At 43.0% G+C, this 16,426-nt stretch carries 15 protein-coding genes; 5 read left to right on the top strand and 10 right to left on the bottom strand.

Translation table 11 applies throughout. The annotated features are described in order from the left end of the window. The first annotated feature begins 18 nt into the window (after window positions 1-18). A complete protein-coding gene (locus tag AC59GT_RS05720) occupies window positions 19-2,532 on the top strand; it encodes a YbcC family protein (RefSeq protein ID WP_497236739.1) in 2,514 nt (837 codons plus the stop codon). A gap of 10 nt (window positions 2,533-2,542) precedes the next feature. Here AC59GT_RS05720 and AC59GT_RS05715 read toward each other — a convergent pair whose 3' ends face one another. The 5 genes from AC59GT_RS05715 to AC59GT_RS05695 all read right to left on the bottom strand — a co-directional run bounded on the left by AC59GT_RS05715 (window position 2,543) and on the right by AC59GT_RS05695 (window position 7,496). Further along, window positions 2,543-3,466, bottom strand: coding sequence for a LysR family transcriptional regulator (locus AC59GT_RS05715; protein WP_497236738.1), 924 nt, complete (start codon window positions 3,464-3,466; stop codon window positions 2,543-2,545). A gap of 189 nt (window positions 3,467-3,655) precedes the next feature. Then, complete coding sequence (locus AC59GT_RS05710) at window positions 3,656-4,507, bottom strand: universal stress protein (RefSeq protein WP_497236737.1); 852 nt, start codon at window positions 4,505-4,507, stop codon at window positions 3,656-3,658. 208 nt (window positions 4,508-4,715) lie between these two features. Then, window positions 4,716-6,206 carry a L,D-transpeptidase scaffold domain-containing protein gene (locus AC59GT_RS05705; protein WP_497236736.1) on the bottom strand — a complete coding sequence of 497 codons (1,491 nt, stop codon included), beginning with the start codon at window positions 6,204-6,206 and terminating at the stop codon, window positions 4,716-4,718. A 144-nt stretch (window positions 6,207-6,350) separates the two neighbouring features. Beyond that, window positions 6,351-6,770 (bottom strand): hypothetical protein, encoded by a 420-nt coding sequence (locus AC59GT_RS05700; RefSeq protein ID WP_497236735.1) that lies wholly within the window; start codon window positions 6,768-6,770, stop codon window positions 6,351-6,353. 6 nt (window positions 6,771-6,776) lie between these two features. After that, the gene (locus AC59GT_RS05695) at window positions 6,777-7,496 is read right to left on the bottom strand and encodes an LOG family protein (RefSeq protein WP_497236734.1); all 720 of its coding nucleotides are present in this window, start codon (window positions 7,494-7,496) and stop codon (window positions 6,777-6,779) included. Window positions 7,497-7,708: 212 nt separating this feature from the next. Between AC59GT_RS05695 and AC59GT_RS05690 the strand changes: the two genes are divergently transcribed. The 4 genes from AC59GT_RS05690 (at window position 7,709) to hemN (ending at window position 12,414) form a co-directional block, all read left to right on the top strand. Beyond that, entirely contained in the window at window positions 7,709-8,896 is a 1,188-nt protein-coding gene (locus AC59GT_RS05690; RefSeq protein WP_497236733.1) for a PAS domain-containing sensor histidine kinase, read from the top strand. Beyond that, on the top strand, window positions 8,893-9,942 hold the full coding sequence (locus tag AC59GT_RS05685) for a response regulator (protein WP_497236732.1): 1,050 nt from the start codon (window positions 8,893-8,895) through the stop codon (window positions 9,940-9,942). Before AC59GT_RS05690 ends, AC59GT_RS05685 begins: the two co-directional genes overlap by 4 nt. 78 nt (window positions 9,943-10,020) lie before the next feature. Beyond that, window positions 10,021-11,046, top strand: a complete 1,026-nt coding sequence (locus AC59GT_RS05680; RefSeq protein WP_497236731.1) for a 2-hydroxyacid dehydrogenase — start codon at window positions 10,021-10,023, stop codon at window positions 11,044-11,046. A gap of 6 nt (window positions 11,047-11,052) precedes the next feature. Further along, window positions 11,053-12,414 carry an oxygen-independent coproporphyrinogen III oxidase gene (gene hemN / locus AC59GT_RS05675; RefSeq protein ID WP_497236730.1) on the top strand — a complete coding sequence of 454 codons (1,362 nt, stop codon included), beginning with the start codon at window positions 11,053-11,055 and terminating at the stop codon, window positions 12,412-12,414. A gap of 52 nt (window positions 12,415-12,466) precedes the next feature. On the opposite strand, the gene adhP is transcribed toward hemN, so the two are convergent. The 5 genes from adhP to ccoG form a co-directional block, all read right to left on the bottom strand. Then, entirely contained in the window at window positions 12,467-13,501 is a 1,035-nt protein-coding gene (adhP, locus tag AC59GT_RS05670; protein WP_497236729.1) for an alcohol dehydrogenase AdhP, read from the bottom strand. Between the two features lies 1 nt (window position 13,502). After that, the gene (locus AC59GT_RS05665; protein ID WP_497236728.1) at window positions 13,503-13,847 is read right to left on the bottom strand and encodes a hypothetical protein; all 345 of its coding nucleotides are present in this window, start codon (window positions 13,845-13,847) and stop codon (window positions 13,503-13,505) included. Window positions 13,848-13,939: 92 nt separating this feature from the next. Beyond that, a complete protein-coding gene (locus tag AC59GT_RS05660; protein WP_497236727.1) occupies window positions 13,940-14,623 on the bottom strand; it encodes a sulfite exporter TauE/SafE family protein in 684 nt (227 codons plus the stop codon). After that, entirely contained in the window at window positions 14,613-15,041 is a 429-nt protein-coding gene (locus AC59GT_RS05655) for a FixH family protein (RefSeq protein ID WP_497236726.1), read from the bottom strand. The genes AC59GT_RS05660 and AC59GT_RS05655 overlap by 11 nt, the downstream gene beginning before the upstream one ends. 11 nt (window positions 15,042-15,052) lie before the next feature. Further along, window positions 15,053-16,423 carry a cytochrome c oxidase accessory protein CcoG gene (gene ccoG / locus AC59GT_RS05650; protein ID WP_497236725.1) on the bottom strand — a complete coding sequence of 457 codons (1,371 nt, stop codon included), beginning with the start codon at window positions 16,421-16,423 and terminating at the stop codon, window positions 15,053-15,055. Window positions 16,424-16,426: the final 3 nt, after the last annotated feature.

Genomic DNA, 16,426 nt, shown 5'->3' with positions numbered 1-16,426 from the left:
ACATTAACTGCAACAACAATGAATAATATAATGGAAGATAATGTAGCAGAACTACAGAAGAACACACCCACAGCTTTGTTTAACGCTTTAAACGTCGCTTGCAAAAAAATTGCCCCGGCATGGCCGTTAGAGCATTTTGTTGCGGTGAACCCTTACCTGGGGTTAACCGACTTAAAATTTACGAACGCTGCTAAGGACCTTGCTGTAGCAGCAGGTATACAAATGACCTTACCAGTAAGCTTCTATCTTAAAAAGCTGGAGGAACAGCAGATAACAATTAATGATGTAGCGGTAGTTTTAAATAAAAAGTACCCAAATGAAAAGTTAGATGTAAACGTTTTTCTTAATAAGCTGCTGGACTTTGATGATACAGAAAAGCAATCAGACATAATTTTAACGGTAGCTGATACGGCTTGTAAGGCTACCGGAAAAGATTGGGGCCGCTTTGCTACCACGAGAGTGGCGGCGTGGGCTGCAACTTACTTTGACCAGGGGCAGGCTATTTGGGCCACTACCAATCCGGATGAAAGTATATACACCTCCTGGAGAAAGGAAGCTGCATGGGATTTTAATCCGGAGATTATGGGACTAGCCGGCTTTAGGAAATTTGTAAAAGGTTTACCCGATAACCCACTGCAGGCAGCCCAATTTGCGCTGGGCACCCTTGGCATACCAGAAGAAGGACTCTCTATATACCTTCATCGCCTGCTATTGCGCGTTGGTGGCTGGGCGGCATATATTGCCCGTATTGATTTTGACAACAAACTATATGGCAAGACAGACGAAAAGCTGGTTGAATTCCTTGCAATATTGATATGCTGGGAAGCATGTTTGCTTAATACAATAAAGGATACCGAGATACAACTACAATGGAGAGATGTGTGCGCTAACCTTGCGTTAGCGCCAATAAAGGGTGAGCTTGACAGCAGCTTAACCCGGAAACTTATTTTACAGGAAGCTTTTGACTTGGCCATGCAAAATAAATTGATAGCCAGGTTGCAGTCTTCACAACAAGCAGCAAGGCCGTATACTATCGCCCCGAAAGCACAAGCCATTTTCTGCATAGATGTACGCTCGGAGGTGTTCAGGAGAAACATGGAGCTGGTAGATAATGCCATTGAGACGCTGGGTTTTGCCGGCTTTTTTGCATTTCCTGTAAAGTATATTCCACTAGGGCAACAGGAGGGGCAGGCGCAATGCCCGGTGTTGTTGAAAACAGGGCCAGTGATTGCTGAAGAAATCCCTGAAAATATGCTGCATAAACAAGCAGTAACAAAAAGGATATTAACACACCAGGTAAATCAACTATGGAAGTCCTTTAAATCTGGTGCGGTAAGCTGCTTTAGTTTTGTAAGCCCAATGGGGTTGTTTTACCTGCCAAAACTGTTTACCGACTCATTTGGCCTTACAAGACCAGTTCCCCATCCGGATAGCACCGGGTTAACAGCGGCGAATTCCGCAAAAAGGCGTGTAAGTTTATCCTATGCCAGGCATGGAAAAGACACATTAGGAATACCATTGGACCAACAAGTGGAAATGGCGAAAAATGCGTTAACGGCAATGTCTTTAACCTCCAACTTCGCTCCTTTTGTGTTGATTGTGGGGCACGGCTCAACAAGTGTAAATAACCCCCACGCAACAGGGCTGGATTGTGGTGCTTGTGGCGGGCACACGGGTGAAGCTAACGTTAAAGTGGCTGCAGAAATACTTAACGACGAATTAGTTAGAAAACAGCTAAATAAGTCAGAAATTTACATCCCGGAAAAGACCATGTTTATGGCCTGCCTGCATGATACAACAACAGACAAGGTCACAGTTTACAATGAATACATCCTTCCTGCAGACCGCGTTGCAGAGTGGAACGATGTAAAAAAATCACTCGAACTTGCCGGCAAAGCTTGCCGTGCAGAAAGGCTGTTAAGAATGGCTGTCAATTCTAATCAGAATGCAGACGATGCAATAATAGCCCGGAGCAAAGATTGGTCGCAGATACGCCCGGAATGGGGTTTAGCGGGTTGTTCGGCCTTTGTGGTGGCGCCGCGCTCAAGAACAAAAGGAATAAACCTCGGCGGAAAATCTTTTCTTCATTCTTACGAATGGGAACAGGATCATGACTTTAAGGTTCTTGAACTGATTATGACCGCTCCTATGGTAGTAACCAGCTGGATAAATCTGCAGTATTATGCCTCTACCACAGATAACAAACATTTCGGGTCAGGTAACAAGGCACTACATAACATAACAGCAGGCGTAGGTGTAGTAGAAGGCAGCTCAGGTGATTTAAGGATTGGCCTGCCGTGGCAGTCTGTGCATGACGGTGCTCAATATCAGCATGAGCCATTGCGGTTAAGTGTGGTTATCGAAGCTCCTCTGGAAGCAATGAATGATGTCTTGAAAAAGCACGCCTCTGTCCGAAACCTTTGTGACAATAACTGGATATACCTACTTGCGATGGATACAGAAGGTAAGGTTTCGCACCGCTACACCGGGAATTACATCTGGGAAATAGTAAACCAACCGGAAGCGTGCTAACGCAGGAGTGTTAAACTGTTTCTATCCAGGAAAAGTGCTTCTCTATTATTGCCGCCTTGTGCTGGCGTACGTGTTCCAGGTACGCAGAAGCTACGGGCGGCAATTTTTTGTTTTTCAGCCAAATTAACCGCCAGCGGGATCTGATCGGAAAATCAGCCACTGGGATAATCTTTAAATCGCCATCCTGCACCTCATTTCTGATACCAATAAGCGGCATTACCGAATAACCCAGGCCAGCTATAACCGCTTGTTTAACAGCTTCGTTAGAGGTAAGTTCTAATCGCTTTTTCAGATGTATTTTCTTCTTTTCCAAAAACTTTTCCATTACCATTCGGGTGGCCGAACCTTCCTCCCGATAAATCATGGGCAGTTGCTCCAGTAATTGTATATTTTTAGCCGGAACCTCTAACTTGCTTTCCGCATCACCAACTAAAAAAAGCTTGTTTTCAAGCAGCAGCTCCTCTTCTATCTTCAGTTTATCGGGCAATACGGAAACTAAACCAAAATCTGCTTCATTGTTTTCAAGTGCTTTTATAACTGCTGCCCTGTTAGTCACATCCATTGTGAGCTCTATTGAAGGATTATCATTGATGAAAGCAGATAAGAAATAAGGCATCACGTACTTACCCGTAGATACAACAGCCATTTTCAGCCGGCCATATAACCTCCCCTTAAATGCGCTGGTACGGTAGTCAATTTCTTCTACCTGGTTAAGTATCTGCTGGGCCAACTCAGCTATTTCTTTCCCAAAATCAGTCACATATAATTGTCGGCCAATAACTTCTGTTAAAGGTATATCAAATTGATCTTGAAAATTTTTCAGCTGTATGGATACGCCCGGTTGAGTAAGAAAAAGCTCTTCTGCTGCTTTGGTAATACTTTGCGCCTGAACTACTTTAGAGAAAACTTGTAGTTGGTGCAGTGTATATTTCATAAACTATTTTTATGGGTTACGCTGCTAAGATAATTTTTTTTTAAACAACTGCCTTCACGTTACAACCGATAGTCGCCGGCATTCCAAAAAACGACTATAAACAGGGATGTACTAACCAGGAACTGCGCGATAAGACTTGACCCAAACAGAGCAACAACAAATTAGTTACCGGATATTTGCCTCTAAAATTTACAGCAAAAACTTGTTAAATCCACCTGGCAGTACCATAAGTGGAACTTTGGTATTTACAGCAAGTTTTTGGGAATGACTATTAAAAAAGCTGTTGTTGCGATGCACCACTACTATCATGTCTATAATACCGTTTTCTGTTAACCATTGCAGCCCTTCGTTTACACCGGTACTTTGCAAGCTTCTGTAGTAGATGTTGGGATAGTCTACCTTACAGGTTACATCGCTCAAAAAAGAATCGATTAGCTTTTGGTCCTGGTCGGGTACGTGCAACACGTGGCTGATTAGTATTTCAGCATTATAATATCTTGCAAAGCCGGCCAGACTGTGCAAGATGTCAATGTCGGCTTCGCTTAGGTCCGTTGCAAACGCAATCTTCTTTATCGGGCGGTATTTGTAGGCTTTAGGAACCAGCAGCAACGGAAAACTGGCTTTACTAATTAACTCACGGCTATTGCTCCCAAGCGCAAATCTCGAAAAAACATTTGCACCCGACATACCCATTACTACTAAATTAGCATTATCGTCGCTTACCAGGTTCCTCACAAAGTCGGTTACATCCCCAAACCCCGTCGTATGATGAATGTGCGGCCTAAATACTTGTTCCTGGCCATCCAATTGCTTTTCCAGGGTTGTAACTAAGTAATTGAGTTCGGCGTCAGATTTATCTTTCAGATCGTCTGCGTCTGGCATTGGCCATACTACCTGTGCAGCCATAACAGCTTCCCCCGGTACTTTTATGGCGTTACAAAGCTTTATATTGGCCTTAACTCTCCTGGCAACTTCCAACGCATAATTTGCGGCGTTAGTGGCTGACGGAGAGAAATCTGTTGGCACAAGTATCGTTTTCATGTTAATGATAATTACGTTCCGAAGATGCTGCTAAAATTCCTGTTAAATAATGACGCCCGTCATATACCACGTTTAAATTGGGGTGATATACATCACTTCTGAAACTTGTGCAACTACGCAACATAGCTGGCTCCAATCTGAATAATACAGATACTATTAACCCACCTGTATATGCCTCAATCATTGGCCGGTATGCGTGTAGATCGTACTAGTTTTGACTTAATTTAAGCGTTTTATCATCCTTTTTATACATAAGCATATCAAGGCTATTGTCCAGGTTGTATATATCGCTATATGCAATGAATTCTCCGTCAATCACCTCGCAGGTTAGGTATGTTACTGCTATTGGTACAGGTTTAGTTAATTTGAAGTTCTTCCTGTTACCCTGGTTTATTGCTGTTAGCATTTTGTTGACCATTGCTTGCTGGCCATCATTCACTAATAAAAGCCGGGCCAGTTTGGCCGCTTGCTGCACACGAATACAGCCGTGACTGTAAGCGCGGGCATCCTTCTTAAACAGCTCTTGTTGCGGCGTATCATGCATGTAGATCTCATAAATGTTTGGGAATCTGAATACGATCTGCCCAAGAGCGTTATCGCACCCGGCAGACTGGGTAGCATGGTATCGTGCCGGGTTTTGCTTAATTTTTAAAAGATAGGTTTTGTTAGGAGTTATCAGCATTCCGGCATTGTTGTAAATAGCATAGTGGTTGTTTGTTAAATAGGCGGTGTCCCGTATTGCCTTTGTCAACAATTCATTTCTGAATATTTTTTGCGGCACTTTCCATTCCGGTGCGGTGGTAAAATACTTAACAACACTTTTTAAGGTTGGTGTAGGGTTTCCAGGCTTACCTACAACTACCCGAAATGTATCCACCGCTTGCTGATGGTAAAAACTGAGCTTGTAAGATGGCACATTAACATGGATGAAATTGCTGCTATCCAATGCGGCCCACCTTAACCGTTCCATGTTAAGAGCCATTTTGCGCACTTCTGCTTCGGGGAATTCGTAACAATCTCCTACCTGTAACCCTGCTACTTTATGCATCCGTTCCTGAAGATTTTGGTAAAGTTGGTTTTGAGGTTGAGCGCTAACGATGGTTACCATAAAGTCTTTGCTTAAAACGGCGTTGTTAAGCACGCCTATTGCATCAAACGGCAGTACACCCTTGTCAATTTTTGAAGCCGGATAGTCGGGATTGTATTTACCAAAGTGCAGGTTATTGACAAATGACAATACGGCATCCGTAAGCATAATTTCATATCTGCCCTTTTGAACCAGCGGCACATCAGCGCGCCGTTCCAATATGTCGTGCAGTTTGCTGGCTACCAATTCATTGGGGTGATAATCGGCTTGATTAAGACCAAACTGCAACACACAATCCAACATTAACACGGCCGCCCATGTTTGGTCAGCATCTTTTTCAGAAACCAGCCAGTTAACAGCAAATTGACGCTGCTGATAAAATCTCTTTACAGACTGAGGAAAGTTTAAAGGCAGTTTTCCGCTGCCTAACTGCGCAGCTATCTCAGCGGAAAGTTCTTTATCTGCTATTTTATCAGAGCCGTTAGCACGAGCTGTCGTACTTACCACTAACGTAAGCATTAAACTTACCAGGAACAAGCATACCAGCAGCAACGTATCAACTTGTTTGTTTATGCCGTGATAATTATCGATGTTCATTTGCTTTTTCATCATCTTGAATTTAGATGATGTAAAGGTCTGTCAAGGGATACTTGAAAATAATGATACACATCACGCAAATAGTTGATGTAAGCCGGCAATAAAAAAGGCGCACATATACTTATGGCGCCTCACTTCAATTGTTATATATAGGGGGTATTAGGCCACGGTTGTTCTGTTCTCTTTTAAAGTATATTCAATTGCTGCGAACAGGCTTTTTTTTACAGCCTGGTATTCCTTTAATAAACCGGCAACTTTGCACTCCAAATGCACCTGTTTACCTTTAACCTCATCAACGTTCTCCGGAATAATGTCTTCAGCCATAAGTTCCAGTTGCTGCAGCTGCGCTGCAAGCAACTTTGCTACTGCTTGCTCATCTTGTTTCAGCCGGTTAATTTTACCTAAAAGTGAACGTAGAGTACTTGTGTCAAAAATTGCTTTTACCAGCTTTAAGTTATAATTGATTAGATGGCTCAAAAAATCCGTCTCGATCCTGAAAAATTCCAGATCAGATTCCCAATGTCTCGCCATAACATAGTATTGCAGAGAGCGCGCCGATAGTGTTTTTTTAATGTCCATAAATATTTATTTTTTTTCAAATAACCAGCCAAATGGCTGATACTTTATTTTAGGCTTTAAACCAAACTTCTTTATGCTTTTATCTTCAATTAAAGCTTTAGCTTCATTAATATCATCAGTTACCAAAAAGTACTTTTCATCGTTAAAGCCTATTGTTCCGTCCCGCTTCATCACTGCTATGTGATCAATTAATTCTTTGTGGTACTCTTTACCAAAAATAATGATGGGGAAATCCTTTATTTTATGGGTTTGAATAAGGGTCAACGCTTCAAAGTATTCATCCAGTGTCCCATAACCACCCGGCATCACCACAAAAGCAAAGGAGTATTTAACCAACAATACCTTTCTTAGAAAAAAATGGCTCATGTAAACCCATTTATCCAGGTATGGATTGGGCATTTGTTCTACCGGTAATTGAATATTACACCCTACAGAATATCCTCCTGCATCTTTAGCACCACGATTAGCCGCTTCCATTAAGCCTGGCCCTCCACCTGTTATAATAGTAAACCCCAACCTTGCAAATGCAGCAGCTGCATTGCGTGTTAGTTCATAGTACGGATGATCCTCCTTAAAGCGGGCCGAACCAAAAAAGGTAATACATGGGCCTACAAAGTGTAATGCCCGCAAGCCTCGTATAAGGTCCAGCATTGTCTGTATAGTAAACTTTAGCTCTTTTAATCTGGAGTGCGGCCCGTCCAGGAACTGTATTTCTGTGCTGCCCATTAAATTTTCTGTTTGCTATAAAGATGCCTACTTTACAACCGCTGATAAATGACGAAGATCACATCAAAAAACAACGCAAGTCAAATTACTTGTTTACGAAACTCCTGACTTTTGAAAAAAGTGACTTTTGTTACTTTTATATAAGCTATACTTATATAAAAGCAAACTATGGTCACCATATTTGCAATGTTTATACAACAATAACTTAGGCTATGGAAAACGCGGCACTCTTAAATGCTATAATTCAAAATGCTATAGATGGCATTGTAACTATAGACGGAAGAGGCCTTATTGAAACTATTAATCCTGCTGCATGCTCGCTTTTTCAATATAATCCGGAAGAGGTTATCGGCAAAAATGTTTCTTATTTAATGCCACCGCCAGACCGTGGGCAACATGATGAATATATAAGGCGATATCAGCACACCGGCGTACCTCATATAATAGGTATTGGCCGCGAAGTCGTCGGTCTGCGAAAAGATGGCAGTACATTTCCTTTCAGATTGGCTGTGAGCGAAGTGGCATTTTCTGGTCGAAAAATTTATACCGGTTTTATACATGATCTAAGCAAACAAAAAGAGGCTGAGGAACAACTTAAAGATTATGCTGCACACCTGGAAGAGCTGGTGGAAGAACGGACGCAATCTTTAAAAGAATCGGTAATGGCGTTGCAAAACGCGAAAGAAGAAGTAAGCCTGTCCTTAGAAAAGGAAAAAGAATTAAGCCAGCTGAAAAGCCGTTTTGTATCTATGGCATCCCACGAGTTTCGTACACCACTAAGCGCCATACAGCTATCCGCGTCTCTGGTTGACAAATATGCGCAGGCTTTCAATAGCGATAATATAGCCAAACACGTAGGTAAAATTAAAAATGCTGTAGGCAACCTTACCACCATACTTAACGATTTTTTATCCTTAGAAAAGCTAGAGGCCGGCAAGGTTAACCCGGCGTTCTCCACGTTTGATCTTGTAAAACTTTCTGAAGAGATAACAGAAGAAATGCAGATAATAGCAAAGCAAAATCAGCATATTATCTATCAGCACACTGGCAAGGAAAGCGTAGTCAACCTCGACCAAAATCTTCTAAAGAACTGCATCTTCAATCTGATAGCCAATGCTATAAAATATTCCGGCGAAAACACTTTTATTGAGTTTAACACCGAGGTTAGCGACTCAGGGTGTACTATAATGATAAAAGATAATGGTATTGGCATACCCGAGAAAGATCAAAAGCATTTGTTCGAACCTTTCTTTAGGGCGCATAATACAGGTAACATTCCGGGAACAGGGCTTGGGCTAAACATTGTGGAACGGTACACCAGGCTGATGAATGGTCATATCGAATTCAAGAGCGTTATAAACCAGGGTACATCATTTAAAATTTCATTTAACCGATTATGAGCAAGCAAGTATTAATAATTGAAGACAACACGGATATTCGCGAAAATATAGTTGAGATACTTGAATTAGCAGACTTTGGCGTTTTACAGGCAGATAACGGCAAGGTTGGTGTAGAACTTGCTATGAAGCACAAGCCGGACATTATTCTTTGCGACATTATGATGCCTGACCTGGATGGTTACGGTGTGCTTTATATGCTTAACAAAAATGTTGAAACCGCTGCCATACCATTTATCTTCTTAACTGCCAAAGCAGAGCGCGTAGATCTGCGAAAAGGCATGGAAATGGGTGCCGATGATTACCTTACCAAGCCGTTTGATGACATAGAATTACTTACCGCTATAGAAAGCCGGTTAAAAAAACGGCAAGTTCAGGAGAGTTTTTACAGCAACACACTCGATAAGCTAACGGGCTTGCTGGCTAAAAACAATGGGCTTGCTGAACTCAAAAAAATTGTGGCCGAACGTAAAAGCAGGCCTGTCAAAAAAAATCAGGTTATATATTATGATGGTGATAGAGGCAATGGCTTGTTTATCGTTCTAAGCGGAAGAATAAAGACAGCAAAGCTTGCTGATGACGGCCGTGAATTAATGACCGGTATATATTCAGCTGATGATTACCTGGGTATAAACGCGATGCTTGCCAATGAGCCGTATGCGGATACTGCTACAGCTTTAGAAGATTCGCAACTTTGTTTAATACCTAAAGAACAACTGGATAATTTAATTGGACAGTACCCCGATGTGGCACGCGAATTTATACGGATACTGGCCAACGACGTAAGAGATAAGGAAGAACAACTCCTGCATCTCGCTTATAATTCGGTACGTAAACGCATGGCGGGTTCATTATTAAAGCTGCAGAAGCAAGGTAACGACAACAATAGTATCAAGATTAGCCGCGAAGATCTTGCGGCCCTTGCAGGCATGGCCTCTGAAACAGTAAGCCGCACTTTATCAGATTTTAAAGACGAAGGCCTGATAGAAAAGAAAGGCAGCCTGATAACGATCCTTGATGAAACCCGGCTGGGAAAAATGAAAAACTGACGAAGATCATTCTTGGAGCTGACATGGCTCAACTATAGCTTTCTGTATTCGTGATAATTTTGATAAAAAATATCGCGAATGAAAGTAGTGGCATACAGCATTAAACCGTTTGAGAAGGAATTTCTTTCAAAAGCTAATCAAAAAAAGCACGATATAACACTTATATCAAATCCGCTTGGCTTAGACACTGCTATTTACGCTGAAGGGAAGGACGCGGTTGTTGTGTTTACCAACGATGAAGTTTCGGCGCCAGTTGTAGAGCGCCTGGCTACTTTAGGGGTTAAATATGTATCCACCCGCTCTGCCGGCACAGATCACATTGACAGAGAAGCAGCTGCCAAGTTTGGAATAAAAGTAGCCAACGTTCCCTATTATTCCCCAGAGGCAATTGCGGAACATGCCGTTGCATTAGCTTTTGCGCTCAACCGTAAACTTATTAAAGCTAATGAGCAGGGCCACAAATTTAATTTCACCAACAATGGCCTTTTAGGATTTAATTTTTCAGGTAAAACAGTCGGGATAGTAGGACTGGGAAATACTGGTTTAGCGTCAGCTTCCATTTTTAAAGGACTTGGTTGTAACGTTATTGGGTACGACCTGCAGTTCCCGAACAACGAAACATCAATAAAGCATGTGTCTTTACCTGAGCTTTACGCCCAATCAGACATTATTTCTCTACACGTGCCATTAACCCCGGGCACCCGGCACATCATCAACTGGGATGCTTTAACGCAAATGAAAGATGGTGTAATGCTTATTAATACCTCCCGCGGTGCTCTTGTTAAAACAACCGATGTTATCCAGGCACTTTACGCCGGCAAAATAGGCTACCTGGGCTTGGATGTTTATGAATTTGAGAAAGGATTGTTTTTTGAAGATCATGAACATGATGTTAATAAAGATAAGATGCTACAGGAGCTGATGCAGTTTGAGCAGGTGCTTTTAACACCCCATCAGGCTTATCTTACACGTGAAGCCTTGCAAAGCATAGCAGACCAAACCATTGGCAATCTGGACAAATGGCAACAAAATAAATGCGTGGGCAAAGCATGTGCCTGCGCCAAAAATTGCCGCGTTCCTGTTGCATCAACTTTAAATCAATAACCCATAATGGACAAATATTTACAAGCAAAGTATAATGTAGCAGCGCCGCGTTATACCAGCTATCCAACTATGCCCTACTGGGACACTGATCATTTCTCTGTGGCACGATGGGAGGATTCGGTAAAGAGCTCGTTCTCCCAAACTAACGAAAAAGATGGCATCAGCCTGTACGTGCATTTGCCATTTTGCGAAAGCCTGTGCACCTATTGCGGCTGCAATACCCGTATTACCAAAAACCATAATGTAGAAGAGCCGTATATAAACGCTGTACTCAAGGAATGGAACATGTACCGCTCTTTAATGGATACCGCTCCGGTAATACGCGAACTTCATTTGGGTGGTGGTACACCAACCTTTTTTAGTCCTGCTAACCTGCAAAAGCTAATCACCGGACTATTAAGTTGGGTAAACATTCACCCCGATGCGGAATTTAGTTTTGAGGCACATCCGGGTAATACAACTGCAGAGCATCTTCAGACTTTATTTGACCTTGGCTTCAGGCGCCTGAGCCTTGGCATACAAGACTTTGATCCTGCCGTGCAGCTGATCATCAACCGTCATCAAACGCTGGAGCAGGTACGCACTGTTACCTACAAAGCACGAAAAATTGGTTATACTTCGGTAAACTATGATCTCATCTACGGCTTACCGCTACAAACAACGGACAGCCTGGTGAAAACAATGCACCTGGTAAGTGAACTGGTGCCTGACAGAATAGCTTTTTACAGTTACGCTCATGTACCCTGGATAAAACCCGGCCAGCGCAAATTTACGGAAGCAGATTTGCCAGATGCACCAACGAAGGTAAAGCTTTATGAAATTGGCCGCAGCCTTTTAAAAAACTACGACTATGTTGAAGTTGGCATGGATCACTTCGCATTGCCTGATGACCAGCTGGTTGCCGCTGAAAAAACAGGTGAATTGCACCGTAACTTTATGGGGTATACGCATCAGCATACTCAATTGCTTATAGGTTTGGGCGTATCGGCAATAAGTGACAGTTGGTACGCATTTGCTCAAAATGAAAAAAAGCTTGAGGACTACATCAACACCATTGAACTTGGCGCGCTGCCAATATTTAAAGGCCATTTATTAACCGATGAAGACATTGTTATCCGCAAACATATTTTAGAGATAATGTGCACCGGCAAAACCACATGGAACTACCACAACGAGCCATTTGAAGGCTTGCTTAAAGGCATCGAACGTTTAGAGCCGCTTGCAGAAGACGGCTTGATAGATTTATGCTCCTGGGGGCTGCAGGTAACAAACACCGGCAAACGATACCTGCGCAACATTTGCATGGCGCTTGATACCAGGCTTTGGAACGACAAACCCGCTACGCAGCTATTTAGTATGGCTATTTAAGACAACAAAAAGGCTCCTGATTAGGAGCCTTTTTGTTGAGAACACCTGGTAATTATGGTGTTCCTATCTCCAGTACTATCCGGCCATTAATGTCGCCTTTACGCATCATGTCAAATACGTGATTAATATCTTCCAGCTTTGCTGTATGGATAGCAGCTTTAACTTTCCCTTCCACTGCAAAAGCAACGGCTTCCTGCATATCCTTACGAGTTCCAACAATAGAACCACGAACAGTATAACGGTTTAGTACGGTTTCAAATATCGGCAGATCAAAACTGCCTTTTGGCAGGCCAACCAAAGCTATTGTACCCATTCGCCTCAACATTCCTATTCCCTGCTCAAAAGCTATCGGCGAAACCGCAGTAACCAGCACACCATGCATACCGCTTGTCGCACTCTTGATTGCAGTTGCGGGATCCTGATTAAGAGCGTTAACGGTTATCTCTGCCCCCATCTGTTTGGCTAGCTCCAGCTTGTCATCTGCTACGTCAATAGCAGCAACATGCATGCCCATGGCTTTTGCATACTGCACCGCAAGGTGCCCCAGCCCTCCAATACCGGATATGGCCACCCACTCACCAGGCTTTACTTCCGTCTCCTTCAATCCTTTATAAACTGTTACTCCGGCGCAAATTATAGGAGCCATTTCCGCTAAGTTTATTCCCGCCGGTAGTTGAGCCACATACCTTGCATCAGCTACAACATACTCGGCAAAACCACCGTTTACGCTATACCCGCCATTTTTTTGTTCTCCGCAAAGGGTTTCCCATCCGGTAATACAATATTCGCAACACCCGCAAGCACTGTGCAGCCACGGAGCGCCTACAATGTCGCCAATCTTTACGCGCTCAACGCTCGGTCCTAAGGCTACCACATAGCCTATTGCTTCGTGACCGGGAATGAGTGGCAACTGAGGTTTTACAGGCCAGTCGCCATTAGCAGCATGCAGGTCTGTGTGGCATACGCCGCAAGCTATCACCTTTACAAGTATTTGGTTTTGCGCAGGGCTGGGTACAGGTACGTCTTTAATCAAAAGCGGCTGTCCAAACTCTTGAACAACCGCCGCTTTCATCATTTTTGGTATCATATCAGATGATAAAGGTGATGATCATTAACAAGTGGACAATTATACTAAAGGCAAAAAGACCCAGCATTGCACGGATACCTGCCCCACCCATACCAGCTATAATGTTTGAGAAGAACAATCCTAGGGTTACCGCAAGAACAAAAAGTGGCGCGTGAAAGTAATACAGTAGAACTGCAGGCACGGGCAAAAACAGTACGCCTTGCGCAATTAAAGATACCATAAACCAAAGTGTACGGTTTGCAGCTTGTTTATCTGCCCAAGCTGTTATTTTGCTGATTAGACTGGGGTTGGTGTTGGTTAAAGAGACGTCGCTCCATTGAGCTGTGGTATTTGTTAGAGTTGCCATATCAATTAATTTATACCACAAAAGTGCATTGATATGGCCGCCCGGGACATGACCGAAAGCGGCAAAAAAGGTGACGTTCAGCACATTTTTATTTAATGACAAACGCTTGCCCCTGAAGCTTTAATAAGCGGACTGAGGTACGGCAAATCCAAACCCGCTCCGCGCAAAACAAACCAGCAACCCAACACAATCATCAAATAGGGCATTGCGAAGTTTATACGGCGACGCACCAGCGGGCCTAACAGTTTAAAACTCAATGCTGCAGTAAGCATCAACGGAACCGTACCTATGCCAAACCAAAACATAAATGTTGCGGCTTCTGCTGCGGAGTTAGTATTAAGCGCACCAAACAGCGCAACATATACAAAGCCGCACGGAAGAAGGCCATTAAGCATGCCCAAAGCAAAGTGCCCTGCATGATGTTTAAGAGCAAAATTAATGAGTTTATAAAAGGGTAACGACTGGCTAATCTTTAGTTTATTGTTTTTGTACTTAAATACTCTAACCAGCCCCACAGCAATTATAACAATCCCACTTGTAACGCTAATTATTTGCTGCGCTCCGGCCAGCCAAAGCAGTTTACCAAGGTAACCAAGCAGAAGCCCTAAAGTAGCATAAGTTAAAACCCGTCCAAGATTATAAAGCAATTTATCAGCGACTATTGAAAGCCAATTCTTTTGTAACGAAGGGATGCTGAAGGCTAGCGGACCACACATGCCAACGCAATGTACGCTACCAAGCAAGCCTATAAAAAATGCTACCTGGTTATTGCCCATGTATATTAATATCTTGTTTATACAAATACTGGTGCGCGCCACTTTTCCAGTTGATCGTTACATTCCATTTGCCGTTCGTAAGCGCCCCTTTAGGTAAGGCCATAGTAACATCACCATTTGTTTCGACCCGATAGATTTTGTCCCTGTTTTGGCTGGAGGGATCTATAAATCTAACTGTACCCGTTGCCGGCGCAGTAAACCGGATCATGATACTTTCAGCGTTTACACTCATATGCGGTTGCGCCTTATCAATTACCACTTGCCGTTCTTTTTTAAAATCATTGTTAAAAGTTAAGCCTTTCTCATAGTACTCACGGTCATAATCGTCTGCCGGTAGTTTAAACATATAGCAGCTCATGCCCACAATAAAACTCATAAAGAGCAGCATGCCGATAACTAATCCTTTTCCCCAGTTCATAGTGTTGCTTATTAGTCGTTTACAGGTCCTATAAAGGACGTACTTTTGGTTTCCAGCACTTTGTTGCCAGTTAGCAACTGTAGCGTTACCGTGGTTTTAGGCGATTGAATAGCAGCCGCGGGCATCATTACAAAGAACACCACCTTTAGCGAACTTCCTTTTTCAATTACAGCCGGCGCCTGAATATATTTTATCTTAACTGCCGGGTCTGTAGGTTTAATAATTATCCTTTTTGGCTGGTTAGATTTATTGATGATCTCGGCGTTGTATATATTGCTAATATAGCCTCCCGGCTGCTCCTGGTATAGCATGCCTGCGCCACGCATAACTGTTATGTCAACCTCGCTGCGGCTGAATACAAAATAGCCCATTACACACATAAGCACTAACATAATGGCGCTGTACCCTGCCATTCGCCACGTAAAAGCTGGCTTCTGATTGTTTACAATCATGTTCTCAGAATAGTGACCGATAAGGGCAGGAGGCTTGTTTATCTTATCCATAACATAGTTACAAGCATCAATACAAGCAGTGCAGTTTATACACTCTAATTGGGTACCTTTCCGGATATCGATACCGGTGGGACAAACTGCAACGCACAGGTTGCAGTCTACACAATCACCTTTTGGATTGTCGGCGCTATCCTTCTTTAACTTACCACGCGGCTCTCCCCTTACCTCATTATAGGCCACTACAACCGTATCCTTATCTATTAACACCCCTTGCAGGCGGCCATAAGGGCATATAACGGTGCAAACAAGCTCGCGCACCTGGCTATATACCAGGTAAAAGACTACTGTGAAAATCCATATGCTTATAAAGCCAACCACATGGGCGGTAACCGGCTCGGTTATAATCTTAACCAGGTTTTCACTACCAATAACGTAAGCGAGGAATGTATTGGCTATAAAGAATGAAAGCAGAATAAATATTAAATGCTTAGCTCCTTTTTTTAGGATCTTCTCGTTCGTCCATTCGCTTGCATCCAACTTTCGGCGTTTGTTGGCATCACCCTCAATCCATATTTCAATCCTGCGAAAAACCATTTCCATAAAAATGGTTTGCGGGCATATCCATCCGCAGAATATCCGGCCAAAAGCTATAGTGAATAGCGTAACAAAAACAACAAATATCAGTGTTGCTATTACAAACAAGAAGATATCCTGCGGCCAAAACACCTGTCCAAGAATCACAAACTTGCGCTCTATAACGTTCAGCAACAGAAAAGGCTGTCCGCCAATCCTTAGAAAGGGTCCTGCAAAAAAGAACAGCAAATACACATAACTAACAGCAGCCCGCCACCTGTACAACTGTCCTTTACGCAGTGCCGGATACAGCCATCTCCTTTTCTCTACACCAGCATCACTTATGACCGTATCCATAAC

It is taken from the genome of Mucilaginibacter sp. 320_HR (genome assembly GCF_059691875.1).
This window is presented reverse-complemented; position numbering and strand designations above follow the sequence as displayed.